Raw genomic sequence first — 22,596 nt, 5'->3', positions numbered from 1 at the left:
TGAAAAAACTATTTTGAATAATGATCATTATGAGGCGCGATGTTTAATCGCTGTAAAAGTGTTTTGAACGCAGCATAAATGCTAATGATGTTTTTATTCAGATTATATTTTTTAGTGTGATAAAAAAGAGAGCCAATGGCTCTCTTTTTTTACTGTCTAATCTTAAAGATTAGTGAGCAGCAGAAGCAGCATCAGCAGCAGCATCAACAGCTACAGAAGCAGCATCAGCAGCTTCAGAAGCAGCAGCTTCAACAGGAGCAGCTTCAACAGCAGCAGCAGAAGCAGCAGCTTCAGCTTCAGAAGCAGCAACTACAGCTTCAGAAGCAGCAGCTTCAGCAGCAGGAGCTTCTTCAGTTTTTTTAGCACAACCAACGAAAGCTAAAGTAGTAGCAACTGCAGCAGCAATAGCGATTTTTTTGAATAACATGGCATCACTCTCTAAATATGAGATTAAAAATAACCTTTGTTAGCCTGTTAAGTGCTTTTATTCTTCCTAATATTTTTTAGGTAGTAACAATGCAGAAGCAGTCTAACTGGTCTGCAAATATGCTATCACTGCGCATTTTTAATTACTACTAGGCTGTAGCTAAAAAATGCAAAAAAAGATGAAAATTGAGCAATTTTTTAACAGAAAATAACAATCAATTGCAAGGTTTGTATTGGATAAACACTCAATAACTTGCTAAAAAATATCGTTTTTTTGATCTGATTATTTTAATAATCAAAAACTTGCATAAAAATTTACAAAGAAAAAAGTCAATTGTATCTTTATGTAAGTAAAGTCAACCAAATAAAAAGGCTATCGTTACAGATAGCCTTTTTATCAAAATAACTGCATTATTAACTGGTTGCTTTACGTTTCATTTGATCAAAGAAATCATCATTGGTTTTGGTTTCTTTCATACGATCCAACAAGAATTCCATTGCTGCCAATTCATCCATCGGATGTAAAAGCTTACGAAGAATCCATACTTTACGTAGATTGTCTTCACTCATGAGGCGTTCTTCACGACGAGTACCTGACTTTTTGATATTCATCGCTGGGAAGACGCGTTTTTCAGAAATACGACGATCCAGTGTGATTTCTTGGTTACCTGTACCTTTGAATTCTTCGTAAATCACATCATCCATCTTACTGCCGGTTTCAATTAAAGCAGTTGAGATAATGGTCAGTGAGCCACCTTCTTCAATATTACGTGCGGCACCAAAGAAGCGTTTTGGACGTTCAAGTGCATGTGCATCTAAACCACCAGTTAAAACCTTACCAGAAGAAGGAATAACGGTGTTATAAGCACGTGCTAGACGGGTAATAGAATCCAGTAAAATCACCACATCTTTACGATGTTCAACCAAGCGTTTTGCTTTTTCAATCACCATTTCAGCCACTTGGACGTGACGTGCAGGTGCTTCATCAAATGTTGATGCAACCACTTCACCACGAACAGTACGTTCCATTTCGGTTACTTCTTCAGGACGTTCGTCAATCAGAAGTACAATCAGGAACACTTCAGGGTTGTTACGAACAATCGACTGAGCGATGTTTTGTAACAACATGGTTTTACCCGCTTTTGGCGGAGCAACAATAATTGAACGTTGGCCTTTACCAATCGGTGCAACCAAGTCAACCACACGTGCGGTTAAATCTTCAGTTGTACCGTTACCCAATTCCATAATCAATTGTTCAGTTGGGAACAATGGCGTTAAGTTTTCGAATAAAATTTTGTTACGTGAATTTTCTGGTGTGTCGTAGTTAATTTGATTCACTTTTAATAAAGCAAAATAACGTTCGCCTTCTTTCGGTGGGCGAATTGTTCCTGTAATGGTATCGCCAGTACGTAAGTTGAAGCGACGAATTTGAGAGGGACTGACATAAATATCGTCAGGACCAGCAAGATAAGAGCCTGCGGCAGAGCGTAGGAAACCAAAACCATCAGATAAAATTTCTAGAACACCATCACCAAAGATCTCTTCGCCATTCATTGCATGGCGCTTTAAAATGGCAAAAATGATGTCTTGTTTACGGTTACGCGCCATTCCTTCGAGGCCCATAAACTCAGCAATCTTGATGAGTTCGCCAATCGGTTTTTTCTTGAGTTCAGTTAAATTCATAGGTGGTCAGATAGAATCAAAATTCTGGAATACAGATGGGAAAAGGGAGCAACATTCAGCCGCTTGCACGCAATAAAAATAACGTAATTGTATTTGCACAATAACAATTCAGTGGTCTGATTCATTGTTTCGAAGAAAAAAGTGTAAAAACAATATATGTTGCCGAGCGGCGATCTTATGTGTTGTGTCTTGTAAGAAAACGCTGGATTGGAAAATCCTTTATTCCTTGAACATGTAATATAAGAGTAAATAAGCTTTTTGTCAATTTATAGACGAAAAAAATACGCTACCCTAAGATAGCGTATTGCATTAAATGACATTGTTTTGAATTAGATATTTTCTTCAATAAATGCAGTTAATTTAGATTTTGGTGCAGCACCGACTTGTTGCGCAACGACTTCACCATTTTTAAACATCAAGAGTGCAGGAATGTTACGGATATTGTAGTTTACTGCAGTCGCTTCACAAGCTGTTACGTCAACTTTAACAATTTTTACTTTGCCTTCGAATTCTGTAGAGAGTACTTCTAATACAGGAGCAATCGCTTTACATGGTGCACACCAGCCCGCCCAAAAATCAACAAGTACAGGAACGTCAGATTGTAAAACGTCAGCTTCGAAGTTCGCATCAGTTGTGTTTACGATATTGCCAGACATGGATATGCTCCAAATAAAATTTTAAGAGAGTTTTATAACGATAAGTATTACATAGCCTTGTTTAACTATGTAGTGCGATATGTAAATTTTCAAACATTATAGTGAGTTTGTCTAATTGATGCTCACGATATTGCTCATCGTGTCCTACAATTATACTTTTGACTAAAAAATTAAAAACTCCTCTATTTGTCTTGATAAATGGCTTTTAAATTGCATGTATGTGAATTACTCTAAGCATAATTCTTATAGGTTCGTTTGAATAATGTCTGATTTTTTGATTGATGAAGAGTTACTTGCTGCCATCGATATGGGGTCGAACAGTTTTCACCTTGCGATTGCACGTGTAGATCATGGCGAAGTCAAAAAAGTGGCTTCAATGTCAGAAAAAGTACAATTGGCAGCTGGTCTGGATGAAAATAAAAACTTAACCGAGGCCGCTCAGCAGCGTGGCTTAGCTTGTCTTGCGCGTTTTGTCGGGCGTTTAAGTTCAGTACAAGCCAATCGTATGCGAATTGTGGCGACCAATGCTTTACGTCAGGCCAAAAATGGGCATGAATTTATTCAAAAAGCGGCAGAAATTTTACCTAAACCGATTGAAATTATTGCGGGTCGTGAAGAAGCGCGTCTGATTTATTTGGGTGTGTCGCACACCATGGCGAATAGCGGTCGTCGTTTGGTGATCGACATTGGTGGGGGCTCTACCGAGCTGATTATTGGCGAAGAGTTTGAACCGATTCATACTGAATCTTTACAAATGGGTTGTGTGGCTTTTACCAAAGCCTATTTTAGTGATGGCGAAATTAATCAGAAAAATTTTGACAAAGCTGTGGTTGCTGCGCGTAAAGAGCTTTCAGGTATTGCCAATACCTATAAAACAGCCGGTTGGGATACAGTTGTCGGCTCAAGCGGTACGATTAAAGCGTGTCGTCAAATTACCATTAATATGGGCTGGAGCGATGAGCAAGAAAATTTAACCCGCGAAGGCTTAGAAAAGCTCAAAGAAAAGTTACTTAAATTTAAAGATATTTCTGAAGTTGATTTTGATGGCTTAAAAGAAGATCGTCGAGCAGTTTTGCCAGCTGGGGTTGCCATTTTATATGCTGTGTTTGATGTGCTTGAACTTGATAAATTAGTCTATTCCGATGGTGCATTGCGTGAAGGTGTCATGTATGACCTGTTGGGGCGTTTCCAACATGAAGATATCCGAGATCGAAGTGTTCAAGCTTTAATGGGCCGTTATAATGCCGACCCTAAACAAGCTGAGCGTGTGGTAAAAACGGCTCAAGACTTATTTGATGGTGTTGCTAAGATATTGAATTTAAACACTGAAGATAGTGATTTACTGCGCCGCGCAGCATATTTACATGAAATTGGTTTGGCCATTAGTCATGGGGGTTATCATCGTCATGGTGCTTATTTATTGCAACATTCGGATATTGCTGGTTTCTCGCAAATTGATCAAAACCATCTTTCACATTTAGTGGCACATCATCGTCGTAAGTTACGCAGTGACAGTCGGGTGGATGTAATTAAGGTGGGGGGTAGCAAATTAGTTTATCTTTGTCTATTGCTTCGTCTTGCAGTTTTACTCAATCATAGTCGTAGCGATGAGATGCTTCCTGCCATTGAATTAAGTGTTGGCAATGAGCAACAATGGCAACTCAGCGTTTCTGGCGATGCCAAACAATGGCCTTTGCTTGTGGCCGACTTGCATGATGAGCAAGTGCAGTTCAAGCATTGGGATATTGAATTGAATATTCAGTCGGAACAATTTATCTATTAACAAGTGATTGGTTAACAAGTGATTGTTAATTTAGGGATAATGGTCGACCTATGAAAAATAAAGCTGCTCAATCTAAAGCATGGGCAACGGTTCAAATTGCGCGTCATCCAGAACGTCCGCAATTTTTGGATTATGTTGGTGAAATCTTCACTGAATTCGATGCTTTACATGGAGATCGGGTGTTTGGTGATGATGGTGCAATGATCGGTGGCTTGGCACGTTTTAATGGTCAGCCAGTCATGATTGTTGGACAACATCGTGGTCGTAGTACGCGTGAAAAATTGCAACATAACTTTGGGATGAGTAATCCAGAAGGTTACCGTAAATCGCAACGTTTACTGGATATGGCAGAACGATTTAATCTACCTGTGTTTACTTTTATCGATACCATGGGTGCATATCCGGGTGTGGGCGCGGAAGAACGTGGTCAAGCAGAAGCAATTGCGACCAGTCTTGCACAGCTTTCAAGTTTAAAAGTACCTGTGATTGCAACCATACTGGGTGAAGGTGGTTCAGGTGGCGCACTCGGTATTGGTGTGGCGGATCGCGTTATTATGCTGTCTCATAGTATTTATTCTGTGATTTCACCTGAGGGCTGTGCATCCATTTTATGGAAAACAGCCGAGAAAGCTGAACAAGCCAGTGAAGCTTTGGCATTGACCGCTGAAAAACTCAAAAAAATGGGTATCGTGGAATATGTTGTGGATGAAGGTGAAGGTGCACATTTGCAACCTGAGCAAGTCATGCAAGCGCTTAAAGATGTGTTACAACAAGCTTTAGAAGAATTGCAACCAATGGAAGCGAATGAACGATGCGAAGCACGTTACCAGCGTTTAATGAAGTTTGGCAGCGACAATTTAGGTCTAATGTCTTAAAACAGGAACAACAGTTTCCTGAAAATACCTGCTTTTTAATTGGATGTAGTGGCGGCATGGATTCCATGTTGCTGCTGCATTTGATGTCTTATTTATACCCTGAAAAAATTCGTGCTATCTACATCGACCATCAATTGCAATCGCTCAGCGCCAGTTGGGGAACATTTGTCTCTGATCAATGTGCTACGCTGAATGTTCCTTGTATTGTTGAAGTGGTCAAGGTACAAGCAGGCAATGTGGAACAGCAAGCCCGCGAAGTACGTTATCAAGCTTATTTAAAGCATTTAAAACCCAATGAAATTTTAGTTTTGGCCCATCATCAGCAAGATCAAGCGGAAACGTTAATCTTGCGTCTGCTTTCAGGTGCTGGCGTGCAGGGGCTATCTGCCATGAAACAGGTTGATGTTCGTGAGCAATTTAGCCTTTGGCGACCGCTACTCGATATCTCACGTGAGCAGATTTGCCAATGGGCAGCACAGTTGAATGTGCACAATATTGAAGATCCAAGTAATTTGAATACCGATTATGATCGGGCATGGTGTCGTCATGAACTGTGGCCAATGCTACAAAATCGTTATCCGAAAATGCAACAAGCACTAAGTCGCACCAGTTATTTGATGCAAGATGCGGATGAAATTTTGCAAGATGTTTTGCAGCAAGATTTGGTATTTTGTGGTACAGCAACTGCACTTGATTTAAAAAAATTAGCGCAATTATCCACTGCACGTCAAAGACAACTTTTATCAGCATGGATGAAAGGGCTGGACACCTATCGGCCCAGTTTTGAGATGGTTGAACGCTTGCGGTATGAAGTGATCGAGTCTAAGTCCGATGCACAAGCGGCTTTGCATTGGAAGCAATATTATTATGTACGTTATCAGCAAAAAATTTTCCGTTTAAGCGTAGAAGAATATCTTGCTGAGAAAAATCAATTGGATACTTCAATTAAAACGATTCAAGTACAATTCAATCAAAGTATTAATGTTCTTTCAGGGCAATATCGCGCTGAGCCTGCGCAAATAGGGCTATCAACATCATTATTGGATAAAGCGTTAAATTTGGTGCTGCGCCAAGGTGGAGAAAAAATTCATTTAAATGGGCGAGTCGGTCGTTGGCCATTAAAAAAAGCCATTCAAGACGCGCAAATTTTTCCTTGGCAGCGTCATACAATTCAAATATTAAGCATAGATAATGTTATGCTTGGTGTTTTTACACCAAAAGGGTTTTGGTTAGCTCAATCTGAATATTGTGAAGTCGGTGGTTGGCAACCAAATTTAATCTCTTAGTTAAAAAATTCTACGTCGAGTATGATTCATGAGTGCAGCTTTAAATTGTAATATTTGTTTTATTGGTGGCGGTAATATGGCTCAAGCCTTAATTGGCGGGTTAATTTCACGCGGTTTGCCTCCAACACGTATTACAGTTTCTGATCCGGTCGAAAAAGTACGTCTTTTATTAGCAGAAAAAGATGTCTGTGTGACCGATGATAATATTGCTGCCATTCGTGATGCCGATATCGTCCTTTTTGCGGTGAAACCACAGGTATTGGCCAGTGTATTAAAGCCTCTTAAAGGTTTGTTTGAAGGCAAATTGGTCATGTCTATTGTTGCGGGTGCTGAGATTGCAACTATTGCAACGCTTTTAGCCACAGACCGAATTGTTCGTGTGATGCCGAATACTCCTGCTTTGGTGCAAACAGGTGCGCATGGTCTGTATGCGACTGAAGCAGTTGATACTAAAGACCGTGAGCTTGCAAGCCAAGTTTTAGCGGCAACAGGTTTAACCCTGTGGGTAAATTCAGAAGCGCAGATTGATGCCGTCACGGCAGTATCTGGTTCTGGTCCTGCATATTTCTTCTATATGATGGAAAGCATGATTCGTGCAGGTAAAAACTTAGGTTTAGATGAAAAAGTGGCTACCGCACTGACTTTGCAAACGGCCTTAGGTGCTGCACAAATGGCAATCACCAGTGCAAATACACCTGCGGAATTACGTAAAAATGTAACTTCACCAAATGGTACGACTCAAGCTGCACTTGAAGTTTTTGATCGTGCACAAATTTCTCAAAATATTCAGGCTGCTTTGGCTGCTGCACAAAAGCGCAGCCAAGAACTTGCTCAAGAGCTAAGTGAAAGTAGCAAATAACTCGTTTTTATTTAGGAAAGTTCCAGTATGGGTGCAAACTCTGCGCTGATTTTTGGCATTATCATTAACGTAGCGATTTTGCTCGTATTTTTTCGTTTTCTCATGCAGTTGGCAGGGGTAAATGCTTATAATCCAGTGGTGATGTCTACGGTTAAAGCAACGAAAATAGTGGATGTTTTTGGTCGTATTTTTCCAACTGTGGCAAAAGGTCGCGTCAATTTAGCGGCTTTGGCTTTACTGTTGGTTTTATATTTACTTAAAATTTTTGGTGTCATGTATTTGTCAGGGGCTATGCCGAATAGTCCGGTGCATTTGCTGATTTTGACTTTTGTCACCATGATTCAAGACTTGATTCGTTTCTGCCGTTATTTAATTTTTGCGACCATTATTTTAAGTTGGGTGGTGATGTTTACTCAATCTCGCTCGCCTTATATTGAAGTGATTCAGGAGCTTGCAGAACCATTGTTGGCACCGTTCCGTCGTATTTTGCCAAATATGGGCATGATTGATTTGTCGCCAATTGTTGCATTTTTAGCTTTGTATATTGCTGAAATTATTATGAATGAAGTGGCGATTGCACTTCTGACTGGTCTTTAAGCTGTAAGCAATAAAAAAGGACTCAGATGAGTCCTTTTTTATAGGTTCTAAAAAAATAAAAATGAGTAAATATGTATGAGTGAAAAGAATGAACCTATCTTTATGACGCTGAGCAATGATGCTGGTGGATATCTAAGTGCAGTACAATCAGCAAAAGATACACTTCATATTTTTAAAGCTCAGATTGAGCAATTGTCTGTAGATGATTTTGCATGTGTGAAGTTTTATATACCAGAAACCAGAGAGTCATTGGAGGGAGCGAATATTTGGTTGATGAACCCATTTTTTGAAGATGTATTTTGTTATGCAAAACCATTTGAGTTACCAAATGAATTTAAATGGATTCAAGTAGATCAATGGTTAAAGTTTTCTGAAGTAGATATCTTGGATTGGTATATTTTATATAATAATGGAGAGATGCTGGGAGGTTATTCTTTACGGTATCAACGATCAATATTGTCAGATGAAGGAAAAGCTGAGTTTGATCAACGTGTGGGAGTATCTAAATTTATCGATCAGAAATGGTAAATTCGTAGATATTATAATTCACAATATAAGTTGTATTCTTTCTGACTTGATCAAATACAGGTTTTGAAAAAAAGAAGGTCTTTGATTAGACCTTCATCGGTTTGTGGAGATAGTAAAAACAGCCTCTATCCAAACCCTCCTCCTGAAAGGAGGAAGGGACTCCAAATGTTTAGTGCGCCTCATCCCAATTCATGCCTTTGCCCACTTCAACAATCAGCGGAACGGAAAGTTTCACTACCGATTGCATCACTTCAGCCAATTTAGGCGCAAGTTCATCAGCAATATCAGCATCAACTTCAAATACTAATTCATCGTGTACTTGTAATAACATTTTGGCTTGATCTTGCGGTAATATTTTATCGACTTCAATCATCGCCATTTTAATAATGTCCGCAGCACTGCCTTGTAGCGGAGCATTGATTGCTGCACGTTCAGCGCCTTTACGCACCATCATATTGCGCGCATCAATATCAGGGGTGTATAAACGACGACCTGAAATTGTTTCGACAAAGCCCTGTTCCAAAGCCACTTGACGAGTGCGTTGCATATACTCATAAATGCCCGGATAACGGTGGAAATACTGTTTGATATAGTCTTGAGATTCTTGACGGGTAAAGCCTAGCTGACGAATCAAACCAAATTCAGACATGCCATACAACAGACCAAAATTGACGGCTTTGGCTTGACGGCGTTGGTCATGCGTTACATCTTCTAGGGCAATGCCTAAAACTTCAGCAGCGGTACGACGATGCACATCTTGTCCATGATTAAAGGCATGCACTAAGGCATCATCTTGAGAAAAATGTGCCATTAAACGAAGTTCAATTTGCGAGTAATCGGCTGCAAGTAGCACGCGGCCTTCAGGTGCAACAAAAGCTTTACGAATTTGACGGCCAATTTCTTCACGAACAGGAATATTTTGCAAGTTTGGATCGGTCGATGATAAACGACCAGTTGCCGTAAGTGCCTGATGATAACTGGTATGGACACGACCACTGTCATTGTTGGCCTGTTTTTGTAGACCATCGGTATACGTGCTTTTGAGTTTTGAAAGACCACGGTACTCCAAAATTAACGCGGTAATCGGGTGATCAATTTTTTCTAAAATACTTTCACTGGTACTGTATTGTCCAGTGGCAGTTTTCTTGCCACCTTTTAATCCCAACTTATCAAACAGGATCTCACCGACTTGTTTTGGCGAGCTGACATTAAAGCTTTGTCCCGCCAATTCGGTAATTTGATTTTCTAAATTTTGAATGGCATTTGAAAAATCTACGCCTAATTGATCGAGGAATTTGAGATCAAGCTCAATGCCGTTTTCTTCCATCATGGTCAGAACACGGGCCACAGGCATTTCAATATGATGCAAAATATTGTCGAGTTCAGGTACGGCTTTTAATTTTTTCGACAACACTTCATATAAGCGATAAGTCACATGCGCATCTTCAGCAGCATAATGTGCAGCAACCTCTAATTCAATTTGATTAAAGGTTTTTTGTTTCACTCCTTTGCCCGCTACTTGTTCAAAGGTGGTGCTCAAATGGCTTAAATATAAACGTGCAACATCATCCATACCGTGACGCGTTGCCACAGAATTAAGCACGTAAGAAGCCAGCATGGTATCGAAATACCAGCCTTGTAATTCAATCCCGTGATTCTGCAAGATATGTGCATCATATTTTAAATGATGACCAATTTTTTTAACCGAAGCATCTTCTAAAATGGGTTTAATTTGTGCGAGAACTGTTTCACGGTTGAGCTGTTCAGGTGCACCTTCATAGTCATGTGCAAGCGGAATGTAATAGGCATCATCGGCATCAAATGCCACTGAAAAACCGACCATTTCTGCAATACGGTAATCTAGACTAGTGGTTTCAGTGTCAAAGGCAAAACATTTTTCAGTGCTGAAACGCTGGAGGAATTTATCCCAGTCTGCTTGGCTTAAAACGGTATGGTAAGTGGCTTGTCCCAATTGATCATCGACACTGCTCATGTCGGCTTGATCTTCAGTTTTAAGCACTTCTTCTGTATGTGCAGATTTTTCAATCACTTTTGAGGTTTGTTTATAGACCGAACTATTGGGATTGTTGGGATGGTCTAAAGACTGTAATTGGTTGCGAAATTCAAGTTCAGTATAAAGCTGACGTAGGGCTTCGACATTCGGATCAGCCAGCTTTAAATCGTCATACGTGAGATTTAAATCTAGGTCAATCACAATACTGGCCAGTTGGTGGTCGAGGGCAATGCCTTCGACATTATCTTTAATGTTTTGACCAACTTTACCTTTGATTTGATCGACATTTTCTAAAATGCCACCGATTGAACCATATTCGGTTAAAAGTTTAGCTGCTGTTTTCGCACCAACCCCCGGCACGCCACGAATCCCATCAGAAGCATCACCCATTAGGGTCAAATAGTCGATGATTTGATGAGGCCAAACCCCGAATTTTTCAAAGACCCCATTCACATCCATTGGCTTATCTTTAAAGCTGTCTTCTAAGGTCACTTTGTCGGTGACCAGTTGCGCCATGTCTTTGTCGCCCGTGGAAATGAGCACTTGATGACCTGCTTTCTCTGCACGTTTCGCCAGTGTTCCAATTACGTCATCGGCTTCAGCACCCGGTAGGGTGTACAACGGAATGCCTAAAGCGCGAATCAGATTGTGAAGATAGGGAATCTGTTGAGCAAGCTCATCTGGCATACTTGGTCGATCACCTTTGTAAATCGGTGAAAGGAGATGACGGAAAGTAGGTTCTGGTGTATCAAAAATCACGGCCATATGCGTTGGTTGAATACGACGCATCAATTTTTGAATTGCAGAAATCGCACCACGAATTGCGTTGGTCTGTAAACCCGTAGAAGTGGTTAGTGGTGGCAGTGCATGGTACGCACGAAATAAAAAATATGAGCCATCGACCAAAACAAATGGTGGCATTGAAAGATTCCTAATCCAAATAACCCGCTTATTGTACGTGATTTTACCGCTGATCACAGGCACATCGTGAAAGATGCATGTTACTGAATATCTGATGAATGCTTAAAAATCAAAGTCAGAGCTGTTGTATGATCAATTCATAAGGATGCAGAGAAAGACAAAATGCACAAAGGGCAGAGCGAAATCCGCATGATTTGGCTGATGGTATTAATTATTGTCGGTGTGGGTGCGTGGTTTTTAAAAGCACACATTTTTACTTATTTGTGTGGCTTGGCCTTGGTCATGAGTGTGATGCAATATGTCGATGCGCTGCAAACACCCGCAGCTCAAATTGCGACTGAGACGCATATTTCATTTCAAGAAACCTCAAAAGTTCCACTCTATCTTGCATCCATTGTTGCGCTTGTCGGTGGGGCAATGGATTGGAGTTTTGTTGTTGGTGCAGGGGTCACAGCTTGGATTTTTTTCTTTCTGCGCTGGTTACGGCGTTTAGAAGCCTTGTTAAATCAAGTACAAAGGCGCTTACAGCAAGTTCCAACCACGACTTCTGTTGCTGTTGAACCAATAGTCCATACAGAATCGCCTGAATTAGCTGCGACATCAAATTCGATCAGTTTGGTTGATCAGTTCAGGCAGTGGATAGTTCAGGGGAATCCTGTTTTAAAAGTTGCCATCTTGGTACTGATTATTGGCATCGTGTTATTGCTACGTTTTGCCACCGAACATTGGCAGTTGAGTCTGGCGTTGAAACTGAGCATTGTTGCAAGTGTAAGTGGTGCAGTGACGGCATTGGGGTATGGGTTACAGGCTAAAAACCGCAGTTTTGCTTTGGCTTTAGAAGGTTTAGGTTTAGCGGCATTATTTTTAACGCTATTTTTTGCCTATTACAATGGGGTAATTTCGACTTTAGGGATCGCAGCATTTTGTTTTGCTGTCATTATGTTGCTTACCCTGCATTTAAGCTTAAAGCAGCAATCAATTGAATTGGCACTCATGGCGATGATCATTGCCTATATCGCACCGTTCACTTTACCAGTTCGCAATGCGACAGCGGTCGAATTGATTGCTTATTATGTGGTGATTAACCTTGCGGTTGCTGTACTGAGTACATTACGCCCGTGGAAAATTCTGAATCAGATTGCATTCCTTGTCACGGTGATCGTGGGGGGCAGTTATGCCTTTTATCAGGGTGAAACAGAAGAACGCAGAAGTTTAACGGCACTGGTTGTGGTACATACCGCCATTTTTGTTTGGCTGAGTTTTCGCTTTAGTCAGCTGCTTGCCAAAGCGGATCTTGCTCAATTTAAACTCAAACCTGCCTTAGATGTCGCGCTGATTTTTGGTGCGCCTATTGTGGGTTATATTTTTATTTATTTAATGTATTTTGATGAAATGTATTGGCAAGCCAGTGCAAGTTTAGACTTTGCAGTGGTGTATGCAGGACTGTATCTGCTTTCTAAACGTCATCAAGCGGTGCAACTGATTTCGCAAAGTTATTTAAGCCTCATGTTGATTTTCTTGGCCTTGATTCCACCGATCCTTTTACCTGAACAATGGAGTGTGATGGGTTGGGCGGTCGAAGGTTTAATAATTTTTATTTATGCCTTATATCGCGAATCGAATGTCAGTCGTTATCTGGGGGTGGGGTTATTGGTCGTTGCAGGCTTATCCAGTTTTTATTATCTGGCAGAGCTGAGTCAATTTCCACGTGAAATGTATTGGGGGCTGTGTCTGAGTTATTTTGCGGTAGTGTTGCTTGCCAATAGTCGTGCCTCTTTTCGCAAGCAATTGAGCCATGCCACGATCGCTTTTCATTGTTTGCAGATGCTGTCCGCAACCACAATGTTGATTATTTTATTGCTTGATCAAATCGATAGTGTGAGTCAGTTGGTGATTTGCCTATTGATTGTCAGTGGATGTTATTTGCTGATGAATGAAGTCATGTTGTATTGCAAAGCTACATGGTCGTGGTTACTGCCAAAATGGCTCGGGTTAATTCCAGTCTTTGTTTTTGCCTGCATTATTGTGCTTGATCAGAGTAAGCAAGGCATGATCGTTTGGTTATCGACTTTTGATCGCACTGCTTTCGCACTCTCTGGTTTGATGTTGACTGCCTTGTGGCTGCGTCCCATGTTGGGCGTTCGAGCCGAAAAAGAGTGGGTGAGTTTCGGCGTTTTGCTTAGCCTCGCCATGAGTAGTTTAAGCTTGGTCCCGAGCATGCCATATATGAGTGTGGTGATCTTCCCTTTGCTGTTCTGTGCTTGGTGTTATTGGCAAGTAGATAATCCTGATTGGAAAATATTTTGGCAAGCACGTAGTACTTTGCTTTTAATGGCAACTTGGATGCTGTGCTCGCAGCTCTTTAGCCAGCAAGCATTCCAAGCGTATGTGTTCCCCATTTTAAATCCATTTGATTTGGTCAGTATCGCCATGTGGATTGGGTTTATATGGATGCTGTCCTTACAGGTTAAATCAGGTTTGGATAAAGGCATTGTTGCCGTGCTGATGGTGCTCAGTTTACTTTGGCTAAGCAGTTATATTGTACTGCGTGCATTACATGTTTATTTAGGCACACCCTTGAATGAATTGGCTTTATGGCAAGATGGTACGGTTCAACTCAGTTTGACTTTACTTTGGGTGGGTTTGGCCTTTATGACCATGAGTTTAGCCAGTCATAAACAGTTGCGTTCAGTCTGGATTTTGGGCGGCAGTATCTTGGTGGTGGTAACTTTAAAATTGGTACTGTTCGATTTGTCCCATATTGGCACGTTAACTCGAGTTGTTTCATTTTTAGGTGCAGGCTTGGTGATGTTGGTGATTGCGTATATTGCACCAATGCCTGAAGGTGAAAAAATTTGATATTTTTCCTCTTCCTTGCAGACTCAAAATATATTTTGAGGATTCTCATCTTTATAAAAGGCAGGAAAGTCCCTCTTTTTCAAAGAGGGATTTAGGGAGATTTTATTATTTTAAATCAGGCTCTCTTTTGACTTCCTTGGCATTGGCATATTGATCAATATCGGCATCATTTAAAGGTTGCATATTCGTTGGTCGATCGACAAAACCCATTTTAGGGACAGGGATTTCAATTTGATTGTCTAGGAAGCCATTGCGGATGCGTTCTTGCATTTCATCCCGCACTTTAAAAAAGTTTTCACGGTCACACCAAATGGCAAATAGCAGTTCAATGGAAGATTCACGGAATGCGGTCACGGTCACTGCGGGTTTCGGGTCAGCCAAAACCAATGGGTATTTATTGGCAACATCAAGCAGCACTTCACGAACTTTAATAATATCTTCATGAAAATTAATGGCTAAGGTGATGGGAATACGCCGTATCGGAAATTTTGACAAGTTATGTACAGGGGCGCGAATGAGCTGCTCATTCGGGAGTCGAACATACACATTATCTTGGGTTAACAGTTTGACAGAAAGTAAGTCAATCGAAATGACCTCACCTTCAATGGTGTTCCCTCGAATTAAGGTCAATTGAATGGTATCACCGATTTCAAAAGAACCTTCACCAATCAAAAATAAACCACTGATTAGGTTGGAAGCCGAGGTTTGTGAGGCAAAACCCAAAGCAACGGTTAAAATACCTGCTGCACCTAAAAAGACACTCAGCTTAAAGCCTGCTTCTTTTAAGCTTGCCATGACAAAAATTAAGAAGATGAAATAAAAAATACCACGTCGCCACACCAGACGTTGGTGTGCATTAAAACGTGAGCCAATCGTACGAATAAAGGCATTTGATACAAATCTGGCAATCAGAAAACCAATGACAGCCAAGGAGAGTGCAACCAAAATTTCAGTGAGTCGATCGGTATTAATATTGGTGAAAACACCTTTGAGGCTACTGGTAATTTCTTTTGGAATATTTGAATCGGCCATTTTGCCCCCTAGAAAAATGAATCAAACATATTAAACAAAGCACTGGCTGGCGCACGTGGCGGATGGACATACATGACTTCACCTGCATGTGGCGGTGTGCGATTTTCAATACGGATTCGAGGTGGGCGATCTAAACCTTCATGTAGAACTTTAATTTGCGATGTCCATAATCGACCCGTACTTTCGCTATAAAACAGCGGGAGTGCAGAAACAGGTACATTCATTCGATCAAAGCGTAATTGTTGGTGACTGGTATTATGGAATTCAATTGGTGTGACTGCACGAAAGGCACGTGGTTTTAACTGGTGTAGTTCAGTACGACCATCAACAGCAGTCGCATAACAAATCTCACCCATACGATGATTCGGACCAAACCAAGTGTCTTTGGGCAGAATCACTGGAATATCAAACAGTGGATCTTTTTGTCCTTCGACAAAACCAGCAATCCATAAGGGGGTGCTGATATACAGTGTGCCACGTTGTCCAGCAGGAATATAAATGGGATCGACTGGTTTGATTACCACAGAACGGTCCGCTAAACGCGGCATCAATTGCAATTTACTTTGCGTTGATTTGAACATATAACGTTCTATTTTCGCGGGCTGAGGAAAACCAAAATGCGGATCTTCAATGGCATGCCACTTTTGTTCATAGTCATACTGAACTTGTGGGCGATGAAATTCCATCCGCCATTCTTGGAGTCCGCGCGTGAGACGAAATAACAGTGAACCAAATTGCCATGCCTTGGGCTGATTTAATTCAAAGCTGTATTCGCCCCACCATTTTAAATTGGGATGCTCAGGTTCGATCAATTCATTATTTTTAGACAACAGCATATTTCCTATATTGCTTAATCAGTAAAAAACAGACTTCACGCTGCCATATGCTTAGAGTACACTCAAATCAATTTATCCATCATTATAAACTTTGATGCAAATACTTAAACAATTACAAATACCCTATAGTTTTGCTAAGCGTCATGGCGTATTGCTCCGATACGAGGGTGATCAAGCCTTTATTGTACGCCGTGAAAATACGCCATTGCTTGCGATACAAGAAGCGCGCCGTTATTTAGCTTATCCTGCACAGCACCAATTATGTAGCGAGCAAGAGTTTCATCAATTGCTGAGTTCAAGCTTTGCGGGTGATACGGGCGAATCGCAGCAAGTGGCTGCGGGTTTAGAAGACCATCCAGATTTACTCAGTTTGGCAGATTCAGTACCTGAAGCTGAAGATTTGATGGATCAGGAAGATGATGCTCCGATTGTTCGTCTAATTAATGCCTTGCTCTCTGAAGCCATTCGTGTCGGTGCCTCCGATATTCATATCGAATCTTTTGAGAAAAAATTGTCCGTCCGCTTACGGGTTGATGGACAACTGCGCGAAATTGTCCAACCACGTCGTGAACTTGCACCATTGTTGGTATCACGTATTAAAGTTATGGCAAAACTTGATATTGCTGAAAAGCGCGTGCCGCAAGATGGTCGTATGTCTTTAAGGTTAGCAGGACGTGAAGTCGATGTGCGTGTCTCGACCTTGCCTTCGTCACATGGCGAACGTGTGGTAATGCGTTTACTTGACAAGCAAGCAGGGCGATTAAATATGACCCATTTGGGCTTAATGCAGCCTGATTATGAGCGTTTGACGCATTTAGTGCATCGTCCACATGGCATTATTTTGGTCACTGGACCAACAGGTTCGGGTAAAACCACCACTTTATATGCAGCCTTATCGGACTTAAATGATGGCTCAAAAAATATTTTGACCGCGGAAGATCCAATTGAATACCAATTGGAAGGCATTGGACAAACGCAGGTCAACACCAAAGTGGATATGACCTTTGCTCGGGCGTTAAAAGCCATGTTGCGTCAAGACCCCGATGTGGTCATGGTGGGGGAGATTCGTGATTTAGAAACCGCAGAAATTGCTGTTCAAGCTTCACTCACAGGTCATCTAGTCTTGTCTACGCTACACACGAATACGGCTATTGGGGCAGTTACACGGTTAAAAGATATGGGGATTGAACCCTTCTTGCTGGCCAGTTCTTTGATTGGAGTGATCGCACAGCGTTTAGTGCGAACCTTATGTTCACGCTGTGCCACATGGCATGATGCGGATGCCTTTGAAACTGAAGTTTTTCGACATTTAAATACCGAAGCTACATTCAAGTTGCCACAACCGAAAGGCTGTGATCATTGTTCACATACTGGTTTTATGGGGCGAACTGCAATTTATGAAATTGTCCCTGTCGATGATCAAATGCGCCGTTTCATTCATGGTAATGCTGCGGAATATGAATTGGAGGCTTATGCACGTCGGCAATCAGGCTCTATTCGTGATGACGGTTTAAGGAAAGTGTTACAAGGCAAAACCACCTTAGAAGAAGTGCTACGCGTGACCAATGAAGCTGCAGATTAACGTGAAGTCTTTTGATTGTTTATAATTTGATAAATTGCTGAACTTCATAAAATTCGGCAATTTTTTTATGCATTGTGCATGAAATAGGGTGGTTGAATGACCTGAGTTGTATTTTATTGATATTTACATCTTATTGAATCAATGCAGAATTCTATCCTAAAATGATGAGTTTTATTTTAGGATAGATTGCGAGCTTGCTTAGGTAATCACATTTAAAGTGACATTAATATTGCCACGAGTCGCATTAGAATATGGACAAACGATATGCGCTGCATCCACTAATTTTTGTGCTTCAGCTTGATCCATACCTTCTAAGTGAATATTTAATTTTACTTCAATTCCGAAACCTGTAGGAATTGGTCCAATACCGACTTCGCCTTCAATAAAAGCATCTTTGGAAATGTTGAGTTTATCTCTGCCTGCAACGAATTTCATTGCACCGAGGAAACATGCTGAATAACCTGCTGCAAAAAGTTGTTCTGGATTGGTGCCTCCACCGGCACCGCCCATTTCTTTAGGTACGGCTAATTTCACATCTAAAATTTCATCTGATGATGTCGCTCGACCATCACGTCCGCCTGTTGCTTTGGCTTTTGCTGTATAGACCGCTTTTTCTAAAGACATGTTGTGATCCCTCATAAATTTTATCAAGATTTTATCTTGGATGATTTGGAGGGAAAAATAAGCGGTGATTTTGTAATTTTTATATCAATTTTTTTTGCTTTAAAGGAAAAAGATTTATAAAGTCATTAATTTACGATGCTGTATCAAAGGCATCGATGCGCGTATCGCCTGTTGTTCTTGTAAATCGAAAGGAATGGTCAGCAGTTGAGCACCCTCAGCCTCTGTAATTGCTAAAATTTGACCACGGCTATGGGTTGCCCCTGCATGCCCCCATGTTTGGCGCTTTTCACCATGCCAGCCTTGTTGTGCTGCGCCTAAAATATGACATTGACTGTCGATTGCTCGTGCTTGCAGCAATAACTGCCAATGCATTTGACCTGTGGTGTAAGTAAATGCCGCAGGTGCAGTCAATATATTTGCACCTTGAGCACGTAAAGTGAGTGCTAATTCGGGAAAACGGAGGTCATAACAGACCATCAGTCCAATCTGACCAAAAGGCGTTTTTGCAACGATAACATCTGTTCCAGGTTCAAAAAATTTAGATTCTTGATAGCCACCGACAGCATCACCGACTTGCACATCAAACAAATGAATTTTGTCATAACGTGCTTCAGTACGTTCAGGGCTAATACACAGGCTGACCGTCCGTACACGACCATCAGCAATGATGGAACCATCAGGGCGGAAGGGACAGGGAAGTGTCCCCGCCACAATCCAAATTTGATATTGTTGGGCAAGATGTTCTAAACGCTGTTGAATCATTTCAAACTGCGCTGCTGTCTCGCGTTGTTTTCCACCTGCAAAACAAACAAAGTTTTCAGGGAAAACAATCAGCTCTGCACCATCTGCTTTACTTTGTTGTATCAACGACTCGATCACGATGAAATTGGCTTCAATATCATCTTGGGAATTCATTTGTACAACAGAGAGTAAAGTCATGTGGTGGGCTCTAATAAATAATTTTTATACGTTTTGTTGAGACACTTGCTCAATATTATCTTGTTCTTTTTGCAGCTGTTTAACCAAAGGCTCAAACATGTTGAGGTTGTTTTCATTCAACTCCATCAGTGTTTTATGCGCATCTAAAACAGTGGTTAACATGGTGTTATGACTAATGTGTTCTTCCATTAATTCAAGTGTGCATACTTTGGGGTCACCACAATAATTTAAGATCACAAAAACTTGACCCAAACCCATACTGTTGGCCAAAGTTGTAATATCAGGGTTGGTAGATAACATGACGGCCTGAATGTGGTGGATTTGCTTGAGCTTGAGACCAAGCTTGGCGAGTACACCTAAAACAGTACTGTCAATAAATGTGGTTTGGGTTAAATCTACGATTGCCCCAACCACATTTGATTGCTGTTCAATTTTACTAAGGAGTTTGTCTAGACTGATACAAGATTGGGCACGCACTTCGCCAATAAGCTTAAAAATATGCGTTCCATTCAAGCTTGCATATTCAACATGACCTGTTGACATATAAATGCCATTTGCAGAGAAGGATTGTAAAATTATCACATAGGGCCACTAGAGACTCAAGTAGCCAAAGGGCGTAGTTTACTTACTTGAAAGTTAACATATTGATTATATAGTTAATTCATTCGACGTAAACTTAAGATTGCAATGTCATCTGCCACATGTTCAGGCGCTTGGAACGATTGATTTTGCAAATGGAAGACTAATTTTTCAAATTGTTCATTCAAACCACCATCAAAAGGTTCGAGTGCACCATCCGAACAAATAATAAACCGTGCATGACGATTCAGTACACAGACAAATTCTTCGACTTCAAGATCTTCAGTTAATCCCAAAGGAAAACTACTGGTGTTTAAAATTTTAGGTGGTTGATTCGGTTCAAAGATAATTGCAGGCGGATAATGTCCAGCGCTTGACCAACGTAATTGATGGGTTTCTAAATTTAAAACGCCTGCAATCATCGTAATATGCTTTTCAATATTTTCTTGAACCAGCATGCCATTGAGTTTTTTAATCAATTCACGCGGTGTTTTAGATCGACCATGAAAGGCAGCCATCCACGACGTAAGTAAACTGCTGGTAACCCCATGCCCAGAAACATCAGCTAGATAAAACATAATTTCTTTATCGCTAATTTTCCAATAATCGTACCAATCACCAGACAAATATGCAGAAGGTTGAAACAAGGTTTCAACCTTATAGTTCATCAATTCAATTGGATTAGGCAGTAAGCATTTTTGTAGATGTGCAGCTGAGGGTAAATCACGACTATCTTGATTGCGCTTATATTGTGCATCAATTTTAAGTAATGCCCCTTCAGGATCACGCGGGAGTTTATTCCATACCCAACCTGCTAAAGCACCCAGTTCCCAAGCTTGAGCTAAGGCCGTACCTTCATTTTCAAAGGCCAGCACAATAGTAGGAAGCGACCATTGATGGGTCAGATAGTCTTGCACATCAGCAATCGCTAAAATGGTGGGATCATACAAATCAATATCATCTATGCAAATCATTTGCACACTGGGGAGTGTACTGAGTACCTGATCTAAATAAGGAATATTACGAGTTGGTTGAATGAAATACATAAAGAAATTGTATGACCCTTAAAGTGATGATGCCTATAGTTGTACTATAACAATCTAATGATCAGCAAAGAAAGATGCTTAACTGATCATATTTTTAATAAATGGAAAAGACTTATTTACTTGTTGTATCTACATCATCTTCTGGCACGTCATTCTCAGTGCTATCTTGATCATCATCAATAAACAGTGACTCAGATTCTAGCCCTTTTTTTTCTGCAATTGCGAAATTTTTACGTTGTAAGTAAATATCACGGATGGCGGCATATTTATCACCTTGTAAAACATCTTCTATTTCTAGAAGTTGAGAACGCGCATCAATGCCTCGTAAAACTTGGTCTGTCCAATAAACACCTTCACGATCTTCGAAGATATATTTTTGTGGTCGGGCTTGGCTATCCATGACGAGACCCACAGTATCTCGAAATGTACTTGGACCAAAAACAGGTAAAACCAAATAAGGTCCCGAAGGGATGCCGTAATAACCTAAGGTGGTGCCAAAGTTTTCTTCTTCAGCATATAAGCCTAAACGTCGAGCAGGGTCGGCAAAACCTAAAGTCGTAATAGTATTAATGGAAAAACGGCCTAATGATTCTGCAGCTCGAAGTGGTCGGCCCTGAATCAGTTGATTGGCTGCATTCCATGGTTCACCTAAATTTTTGCGAAACTGACGATATGATCCGCGCATATCAGAAGGTACTTTTTCTTTATATTGAACAGCGAGTGGTCGAGCTACATGACGGTCTAGAGCATCATTGAAAGCATACACCTGTCGATTTAAGGGTTGTAACGGATCTTTTTGGCTTTCAGGCTGGGTTGCATTCGCATTTACATTTAAATCTTTAGCTTTTACATTTTTTAATTCTTTTAATGCTTCAAGACGAGGGTGTTGAGCACTTTGGATTTGTTTGGTTGAAGGCGTTTCTAAGCCCTTTGTTGTTGGTGATTCAGAATTATGAATCGAATCATTTGCAATTACAGGAGAAATTAACCCAAAAGATAAAAGGCTGGCCCAAACATAATGGAAGTGACGCATAAGAAATCCTAGAGCTCTATAGTAAGCTGGTGCTTAAAGCTGAAACTACGTAATAAACTATATTAACAGGTCTTTGAATACGCGTATTAAAACAAATTTGATCAAAATATGTAGAAAAATAAGACAAAAAGACTAATTTTGAGTGATAAACAACCACTTGTTGCTAAAAGATTGAAAAAGGGGTTGCGCAGGAATTTTTTTCCCCTATAATGCGTATCCATCGGCGGTGATGTTAAATAAAACCTCTGGTAAATCAATAAGTTGGTTGGATTGTTAAGATTTCGAATGAGATTTTAAGATTGGATTTAAGCTTGGGTTTGTCGGAAAAGAATTTAACAAAACCTGTTGACTTTCTCTGGAAAGAGAGTAGTATAGCCGACCTAGCTTGTTGATGACGAATCAGCAAGAAGATCATTAAGAGATTATGAAGAACAACTT

At 40.6% G+C, this 22,596-nt stretch carries 19 protein-coding genes; 8 read left to right on the top strand and 11 right to left on the bottom strand.

The annotated features are described in order from the left end of the window. Positions 1–169 precede the first annotated feature (169 nt). From B9T24_RS05955 to trxA, 3 genes are all read right to left on the bottom strand, one after another. The gene (locus tag B9T24_RS05955; RefSeq protein WP_086164947.1) at positions 170–427 is read right to left on the bottom strand and encodes a hypothetical protein; all 258 of its coding nucleotides are present in this window, start codon (positions 425–427) and stop codon (positions 170–172) included. Between the two features lie 413 nt (positions 428–840). Beyond that, the gene (gene rho, locus B9T24_RS05950; RefSeq protein WP_086164946.1) at positions 841–2,109 is read right to left on the bottom strand and encodes a transcription termination factor Rho; all 1,269 of its coding nucleotides are present in this window, start codon (positions 2,107–2,109) and stop codon (positions 841–843) included. Positions 2,110–2,438: 329 nt separating this feature from the next. Then, positions 2,439–2,765 (bottom strand): thioredoxin, encoded by a 327-nt coding sequence (gene trxA, locus B9T24_RS05945; protein ID WP_004649742.1) that lies wholly within the window; start codon positions 2,763–2,765, stop codon positions 2,439–2,441. A 262-nt stretch (positions 2,766–3,027) separates the two neighbouring features. On the opposite strand from trxA, the gene ppx reads away from it, so the two are divergent. From ppx to B9T24_RS05915, 6 genes are all read left to right on the top strand, one after another. After that, complete coding sequence (gene ppx / locus B9T24_RS05940) at positions 3,028–4,548, top strand: exopolyphosphatase (protein WP_086164945.1); 1,521 nt, start codon at positions 3,028–3,030, stop codon at positions 4,546–4,548. Between the two features lie 50 nt (positions 4,549–4,598). Further along, entirely contained in the window at positions 4,599–5,423 is an 825-nt protein-coding gene (locus tag B9T24_RS05935; protein ID WP_086164944.1) for an acetyl-CoA carboxylase carboxyltransferase subunit alpha, read from the top strand. After that, on the top strand, positions 5,360–6,709 hold the full coding sequence (gene tilS / locus B9T24_RS05930) for a tRNA lysidine(34) synthetase TilS (RefSeq protein WP_086164943.1): 1,350 nt from the start codon (positions 5,360–5,362) through the stop codon (positions 6,707–6,709). Before B9T24_RS05935 ends, tilS begins: the two co-directional genes overlap by 64 nt. A gap of 28 nt (positions 6,710–6,737) precedes the next feature. Beyond that, positions 6,738–7,568: a pyrroline-5-carboxylate reductase gene (gene proC, locus B9T24_RS05925; protein WP_086164942.1), complete on the top strand. Its 831-nt coding sequence runs from the start codon at positions 6,738–6,740 to the stop codon at positions 7,566–7,568. Between the two features lie 27 nt (positions 7,569–7,595). Then, on the top strand, positions 7,596–8,165 hold the full coding sequence (locus B9T24_RS05920) for a YggT family protein (RefSeq protein WP_074943448.1): 570 nt from the start codon (positions 7,596–7,598) through the stop codon (positions 8,163–8,165). A 75-nt stretch (positions 8,166–8,240) separates the two neighbouring features. Continuing rightward, positions 8,241–8,693, top strand: a complete 453-nt coding sequence (locus B9T24_RS05915) for a DUF2314 domain-containing protein (protein WP_086164941.1) — start codon at positions 8,241–8,243, stop codon at positions 8,691–8,693. A 169-nt stretch (positions 8,694–8,862) separates the two neighbouring features. Here B9T24_RS05915 and polA read toward each other — a convergent pair whose 3' ends face one another. Next, positions 8,863–11,628: a DNA polymerase I gene (gene polA, locus B9T24_RS05910; protein WP_086164940.1), complete on the bottom strand. Its 2,766-nt coding sequence runs from the start codon at positions 11,626–11,628 to the stop codon at positions 8,863–8,865. Between the two features lie 162 nt (positions 11,629–11,790). Here polA and B9T24_RS05905 point away from each other — a divergent pair, with 162 nt between their 5' ends. Beyond that, complete coding sequence (locus tag B9T24_RS05905) at positions 11,791–14,487, top strand: DUF2339 domain-containing protein (protein WP_086164939.1); 2,697 nt, start codon at positions 11,791–11,793, stop codon at positions 14,485–14,487. 105 nt (positions 14,488–14,592) lie between these two features. On the opposite strand, the gene B9T24_RS05900 is transcribed toward B9T24_RS05905, so the two are convergent. Both B9T24_RS05900 and B9T24_RS05895 read right to left on the bottom strand, forming a co-directional pair. Further along, a complete protein-coding gene (locus tag B9T24_RS05900) occupies positions 14,593–15,519 on the bottom strand; it encodes a mechanosensitive ion channel family protein (protein WP_086164938.1) in 927 nt (308 codons plus the stop codon). Between the two features lie 8 nt (positions 15,520–15,527). Continuing rightward, on the bottom strand, positions 15,528–16,349 hold the full coding sequence (locus tag B9T24_RS05895; protein ID WP_416224351.1) for a hypothetical protein: 822 nt from the start codon (positions 16,347–16,349) through the stop codon (positions 15,528–15,530). 100 nt (positions 16,350–16,449) lie between these two features. Here B9T24_RS05895 and gspE point away from each other — a divergent pair, with 100 nt between their 5' ends. After that, complete coding sequence (gene gspE, locus B9T24_RS05890) at positions 16,450–17,937, top strand: type II secretion system ATPase GspE (protein WP_086165226.1); 1,488 nt, start codon at positions 16,450–16,452, stop codon at positions 17,935–17,937. Positions 17,938–18,135: 198 nt separating this feature from the next. On the opposite strand, the gene B9T24_RS05885 is transcribed toward gspE, so the two are convergent. The 5 genes from B9T24_RS05885 to B9T24_RS05865 all read right to left on the bottom strand — a co-directional run bounded on the left by B9T24_RS05885 (position 18,136) and on the right by B9T24_RS05865 (position 22,158). Beyond that, the gene (locus B9T24_RS05885; RefSeq protein ID WP_086164936.1) at positions 18,136–18,561 is read right to left on the bottom strand and encodes an organic hydroperoxide resistance protein; all 426 of its coding nucleotides are present in this window, start codon (positions 18,559–18,561) and stop codon (positions 18,136–18,138) included. Between the two features lie 114 nt (positions 18,562–18,675). After that, positions 18,676–19,500 (bottom strand): carbon-nitrogen hydrolase family protein, encoded by an 825-nt coding sequence (locus B9T24_RS05880; protein ID WP_086164935.1) that lies wholly within the window; start codon positions 19,498–19,500, stop codon positions 18,676–18,678. A gap of 24 nt (positions 19,501–19,524) precedes the next feature. After that, positions 19,525–20,043 (bottom strand): anti-anti-sigma factor GigB, encoded by a 519-nt coding sequence (gene gigB / locus B9T24_RS05875; RefSeq protein WP_004649727.1) that lies wholly within the window; start codon positions 20,041–20,043, stop codon positions 19,525–19,527. 113 nt (positions 20,044–20,156) lie between these two features. Then, positions 20,157–21,125 carry an RsbU family protein phosphatase GigA gene (gene gigA, locus B9T24_RS05870; protein WP_086164934.1) on the bottom strand — a complete coding sequence of 323 codons (969 nt, stop codon included), beginning with the start codon at positions 21,123–21,125 and terminating at the stop codon, positions 20,157–20,159. A gap of 112 nt (positions 21,126–21,237) precedes the next feature. Then, positions 21,238–22,158, bottom strand: a complete 921-nt coding sequence (locus tag B9T24_RS05865; protein ID WP_086164933.1) for a VacJ family lipoprotein — start codon at positions 22,156–22,158, stop codon at positions 21,238–21,240. Positions 22,159–22,596: the final 438 nt, after the last annotated feature.

Origin of the sequence: Acinetobacter sp. ANC 4654 (assembly GCF_002135425.1) — a bacterium.
GTDB classification, from domain to species: domain Bacteria; phylum Pseudomonadota; class Gammaproteobacteria; order Pseudomonadales; family Moraxellaceae; genus Acinetobacter; species Acinetobacter kyonggiensis.
This window is presented reverse-complemented; position numbering and strand designations above follow the sequence as displayed.

Bases quoted from the DNA above. Each gene is read 5' to 3' on its own strand.
- B9T24_RS05915 (WP_086164941.1), top strand. From the start codon at position 8,241: ATGAGTGAAAAGAATGAACCTATCTTTATGACGCTGAGCAATGATGCT.
- ppx (WP_086164945.1), top strand. From the start codon at position 3,028: ATGTCTGATTTTTTGATTGATGAAGAGTTACTTGCTGCCATCGATATG.
- B9T24_RS05865 (WP_086164933.1), bottom strand. From the start codon at position 22,158: ATGCGTCACTTCCATTATGTTTGGGCCAGCCTTTTATCTTTTGGGTTA.
- gigB (WP_004649727.1), bottom strand. From the start codon at position 20,043: ATGTCAACAGGTCATGTTGAATATGCAAGCTTGAATGGAACGCATATT.
- B9T24_RS05885 (WP_086164936.1), bottom strand. From the start codon at position 18,561: ATGTCTTTAGAAAAAGCGGTCTATACAGCAAAAGCCAAAGCAACAGGC.
- gspE (WP_086165226.1), top strand. From the start codon at position 16,450: ATGCAAATACTTAAACAATTACAAATACCCTATAGTTTTGCTAAGCGT.
- B9T24_RS05955 (WP_086164947.1), bottom strand. From the start codon at position 427: ATGTTATTCAAAAAAATCGCTATTGCTGCTGCAGTTGCTACTACTTTA.
- gigA (WP_086164934.1), bottom strand. From the start codon at position 21,125: ATGTATTTCATTCAACCAACTCGTAATATTCCTTATTTAGATCAGGTA.
- trxA (WP_004649742.1), bottom strand. From the start codon at position 2,765: ATGTCTGGCAATATCGTAAACACAACTGATGCGAACTTCGAAGCTGAC.
- B9T24_RS05880 (WP_086164935.1), bottom strand. From the start codon at position 19,500: ATGACTTTACTCTCTGTTGTACAAATGAATTCCCAAGATGATATTGAA.
- B9T24_RS05920 (WP_074943448.1), top strand. From the start codon at position 7,596: ATGGGTGCAAACTCTGCGCTGATTTTTGGCATTATCATTAACGTAGCG.
- B9T24_RS05900 (WP_086164938.1), bottom strand. From the start codon at position 15,519: ATGGCCGATTCAAATATTCCAAAAGAAATTACCAGTAGCCTCAAAGGT.
- tilS (WP_086164943.1), top strand. From the start codon at position 5,360: ATGCGAAGCACGTTACCAGCGTTTAATGAAGTTTGGCAGCGACAATTT.
- B9T24_RS05905 (WP_086164939.1), top strand. From the start codon at position 11,791: ATGCACAAAGGGCAGAGCGAAATCCGCATGATTTGGCTGATGGTATTA.
- polA (WP_086164940.1), bottom strand. From the start codon at position 11,628: ATGCCACCATTTGTTTTGGTCGATGGCTCATATTTTTTATTTCGTGCG.
- rho (WP_086164946.1), bottom strand. From the start codon at position 2,109: ATGAATTTAACTGAACTCAAGAAAAAACCGATTGGCGAACTCATCAAG.
- proC (WP_086164942.1), top strand. From the start codon at position 6,738: ATGAGTGCAGCTTTAAATTGTAATATTTGTTTTATTGGTGGCGGTAAT.
- B9T24_RS05935 (WP_086164944.1), top strand. From the start codon at position 4,599: ATGAAAAATAAAGCTGCTCAATCTAAAGCATGGGCAACGGTTCAAATT.